Annotated in this window: 6 protein-coding genes and 1 pseudogene; 3 read left to right on the forward strand and 4 right to left on the reverse strand. The window is 51.1% G+C overall.

The window, feature by feature from the left end:
* From V6C16_RS09940 to V6C16_RS09950, 3 genes and pseudogenes are all read left to right on the forward strand, one after another.
* Positions 1 to 284: pseudogene (locus V6C16_RS09940) on the forward strand (hypothetical protein); the annotation flags it as partial.
* A gap of 105 nt (positions 285 to 389) precedes the next feature.
* The gene (locus tag V6C16_RS09945; RefSeq protein WP_333543120.1) at positions 390 to 653 is read left to right on the forward strand and encodes a DUF4417 domain-containing protein; all 264 of its coding nucleotides are present in this window, start codon (positions 390 to 392) and stop codon (positions 651 to 653) included.
* Entirely contained in the window at positions 650 to 1,006 is a 357-nt protein-coding gene (locus V6C16_RS09950) for a hypothetical protein (RefSeq protein WP_333543122.1), read from the forward strand. Before V6C16_RS09945 ends, V6C16_RS09950 begins: the two co-directional genes overlap by 4 nt.
* 45 nt (positions 1,007 to 1,051) lie before the next feature.
* Here the strand turns inward: V6C16_RS09950 and V6C16_RS09955 are convergent, their stop codons facing one another.
* The 4 genes from V6C16_RS09955 to V6C16_RS09970 form a co-directional block, all read right to left on the reverse strand.
* Positions 1,052 to 1,492, reverse strand: a complete 441-nt coding sequence (locus tag V6C16_RS09955; RefSeq protein WP_333543123.1) for a hypothetical protein — start codon at positions 1,490 to 1,492, stop codon at positions 1,052 to 1,054.
* 164 nt (positions 1,493 to 1,656) lie between these two features.
* The gene (locus V6C16_RS09960) at positions 1,657 to 2,094 is read right to left on the reverse strand and encodes a hypothetical protein (RefSeq protein WP_333543124.1); all 438 of its coding nucleotides are present in this window, start codon (positions 2,092 to 2,094) and stop codon (positions 1,657 to 1,659) included.
* A gap of 17 nt (positions 2,095 to 2,111) precedes the next feature.
* Positions 2,112 to 2,795 carry a hypothetical protein gene (locus V6C16_RS09965; RefSeq protein ID WP_333543125.1) on the reverse strand — a complete coding sequence of 228 codons (684 nt, stop codon included), beginning with the start codon at positions 2,793 to 2,795 and terminating at the stop codon, positions 2,112 to 2,114.
* Positions 2,789 to 3,243, reverse strand: a 455-nt coding sequence (locus tag V6C16_RS09970) for a bifunctional adenosylcobinamide kinase/adenosylcobinamide-phosphate guanylyltransferase (RefSeq protein WP_333543126.1), incomplete at its 5' end; no start/stop codon positions are given. The genes V6C16_RS09970 and V6C16_RS09965, both read right to left, overlap by 7 nt.

Here is a 3,243-nt window from a genome sequence, read left to right on the forward strand (position 1 = left end):
AGGCAGACGCCGGAAGCCAGTTGGACCAGATCATGGATACGGCGGAAAAAGGCGAACTTGACGCCCTGTCGCAGGAGCAGCAGGGCGCGGACGCGGCCTACAGCCAGCAACTGCGCGCCTGGAACCTGCGCAACCAGTCCGCCGGGGCCATGCTGAACGCCGAAAATCTCAACAATCACGCCCAGACCGACTATCTGGGCCTTACCTCCACCCTGCTCAACGGGGCCAACCGCATGGGCCGGAATTTCTACACCCTCGGCACGCGCGGTCCCCTGCTGCCCTGAGCACGTGCATAGGGAACGTTTGAAATGCTTTGTGGGGGAGGGACCCTTTTGAAAAAGGGTCCCTCCCCCACGCCCCCACCCCCTAAAACTTTTATCCGTGTTTCAATGTGTTACGGAGGTCTGTCTACTCTGAGGCGGGAGTCCAAAGGCGGAACCGTGGCTGTCAGCACCAATGGCCTGCTGCGTAACAAGCTGGACAGAGAATACTTCAAACAGGGTCTGGCCGTTATGATTGAAACGCTCCGGCCGCAAACCGTCGTCAACTACAGCCAGATGCCGGACGACATTTTCGGGCCGTACAAAGACAGCGGGCTGGAACTTATGGGAATACCGCATTACGCATTTTCTGTTCGCAAGGAGGCTGCATGATGGGTGGTGGACGTGGTGGCGGATTTTTTGCGGAAACACATGGCTGGCGGGCCTCAGAAGCCTTTGCCAAGGGTACGCTGCTTGCGGCGGCCGCCCAGAACACGGCTACGGACGCTGGCAGCACCTCCGGCGGCATGCTTGACTTCTTGCGCCCGTGGTGGTCTTACCCCTATGGGCATCCGGAAAAAACAAAAAACATTAAGCTGTTACAGGGACTTGTGAAATCTGGAGCGGAGCCATTATCAAGTGGCTTTAGAAATCTTTTTGATCCGGAGCTAGCTATAATAAAATACGGTGCTAGATTACTCAAAGAAGCAACCACCAGAGGCAAAAAAAACAGTAAAAACAAATAACATAGTATGATTGCACATAAAGGCCAAGTAATAGCGGCAACCCAGCTATTGCTTGGTCTTTATCTTTGTATATTTATTAATATATTTTCCAGAAAAGAAATATGCACTCAATATAAAGTATAAATAAATTACTGACGCTAGAAATCCGTGATCAATAGGAACAAGACGGTCTTTTTTGAACCAAAAAACATTGTCCACCGAGCCGGGCACTTCGGAAAAGTTCGTTTTATCCGTACCGCCAATAAAGTTTAACAACATCATAATTGCGCAATATGACAATATAAAGTTAACAGCTATCTCCAGAATTTTCTTGTAAAAAAAGCTTGCCGCAAGGGCGATGCCCACAAAAATCCGTATACATTCCGTTATGATCACATAAGCAAACGATGCCTGTTCCCAATGCCCGCCATACCGCCATATAAAATGGTCAATGATAACAAAGAGCAACAGTACTATCCTGTGGCGATTATCAACAGAGATACGCATCGTTAAAGCCTCATGCAGTGTTTGCAAAATCAATAAAAATCGTCATCACTGTACGTAGCAAATATCATTGCGCTCTGTATATTCCATTTGCTTTCCGCCACATGAAGCCGAAAGCAGTCAACCGCACCGTTAAAATACACAAAAAAATAATATTTCATACGTTACTAGTTTTTTGTAATAATATTTTTATTAATATATTTCCCAGAAAAGAAATATGCACTTAATATAAAGTATAAATAAATTACTGACGCTAGAAATCCGTGATCAATAGGAACAAGGCGATCTTTTTTAAAAAAAAGAACATTAGGTGTCGCGCCAGGTTGTGGTACGAATGACATTCCATCACTTGAAGATCCAATAAAATTTAACAACATCATAATTGCGCAATATGACAATATAAAATTAACAGTTATTTCCAGAATCTTTTTATAAAAAAAACTTGCCACAAGAGCTATACTCACAAAAATGCGTATACATTCCGTTATGATCACATAGGCAAACGACGCCTGTTCCCAATGCCCGCCATACAGCCATATGAAATGGTCAATGATAACAAAGAGCAACAAGACGATTCTGTGGCGATTATCAACAGAGATGGGCATCTAAGCCTCGGGTTGGTTTATTGTATACTGCGGCTTTCGTCGGCTACCTGCCCCATAAGGGCTTCAAGGTTTTCAACAGCAACCAGCCGTCCGGCGCTGTTGCCGCCAAAACTTACCCGCCCGGTCACCCGATAGCTTTCACCATTGCCGTGGTCATACACCGTAAACGGAACCAGCCAGTCGCCGTTCTTGGCGCGGGCTTCTCCCACCTGCCGAACTTCCTTGCGGCCTGTGGAGGCATCGGCAAAAAGCGGAGCCAGCACACCCTGAGCGGCACGGCCCTCAACCTTGCGCCCGGCAAAAGCCCCGGAACTTATGCCGTTCATGACAAACGCGCGGGATTCGCTCAGCAGCACCGAACGCACGGTGGCATTGCCCTGCTCGCCGGGCGCGGCCTGAGCAAACAGAATCGCCAGCATGGGCGGCAGTTCTTCCGCCACCCTGGGGTCCCGCGCCTGCTGTACAAAGATATCAAGGGCTGAGGTCAGAATCGCATCCACATCCACAAGTCTTTCAAAGGCTGCGGCGTCGGCCCTGTCCACGGCCTGCCCGATCTCCGTCACGCACTGACGCGCGCCGGAAGCCGTCCCCGCCGCAACGACAGGCCCGACAAGAAAAAACAGCAATAAAAAAACTGCGGACAGCGGCAAAGTGGCGGCCCGTGCCGCCGCGCTGCTGCCGGAACGGACAACATTCAGCATAATTCCTCCGGCAGTGCTCCCTTGAGAGACAGGGGCAGGCCGCAACTGACAAAGACAACATGACGGCAGGCACGCGCCAGTTCCTGATTGGCCAGACCCAGAACGTCATTGAAGGTCCGCGCCAAAGGCGACATGGGTACAAGGCCCAGACCTGTTTCGGCGCTGACCACCGCCACAGGCAAAGGGGGCGCTGCCAGCCGCTCACCAAGGGCCGACACCTTATGTAAAATATCTTCCTGGCCCAGGTCACAGGCCAACAGATTGGCAATCCACAAACTTATGCAATCCAGCAGAATAACTCCGGGCTGCGTGGCCGCTTGCCTAACTGCCTGTCGGGCAGGCCTCCAGTCAGACTGTGCGCCAGGCTGCACACTGCCTTCCGCATCATGGCATACTCCGGGCAGGCCAGGGGCGGGCGCATTGTCCCAAGCCCCGGCGGGCATATCAG

Origin of the sequence: Desulfovibrio sp. 1188_IL3213 (assembly GCF_036763145.1) — a bacterium.
Lineage (GTDB): Bacteria > Desulfobacterota > Desulfovibrionia > Desulfovibrionales > Desulfovibrionaceae > Desulfovibrio.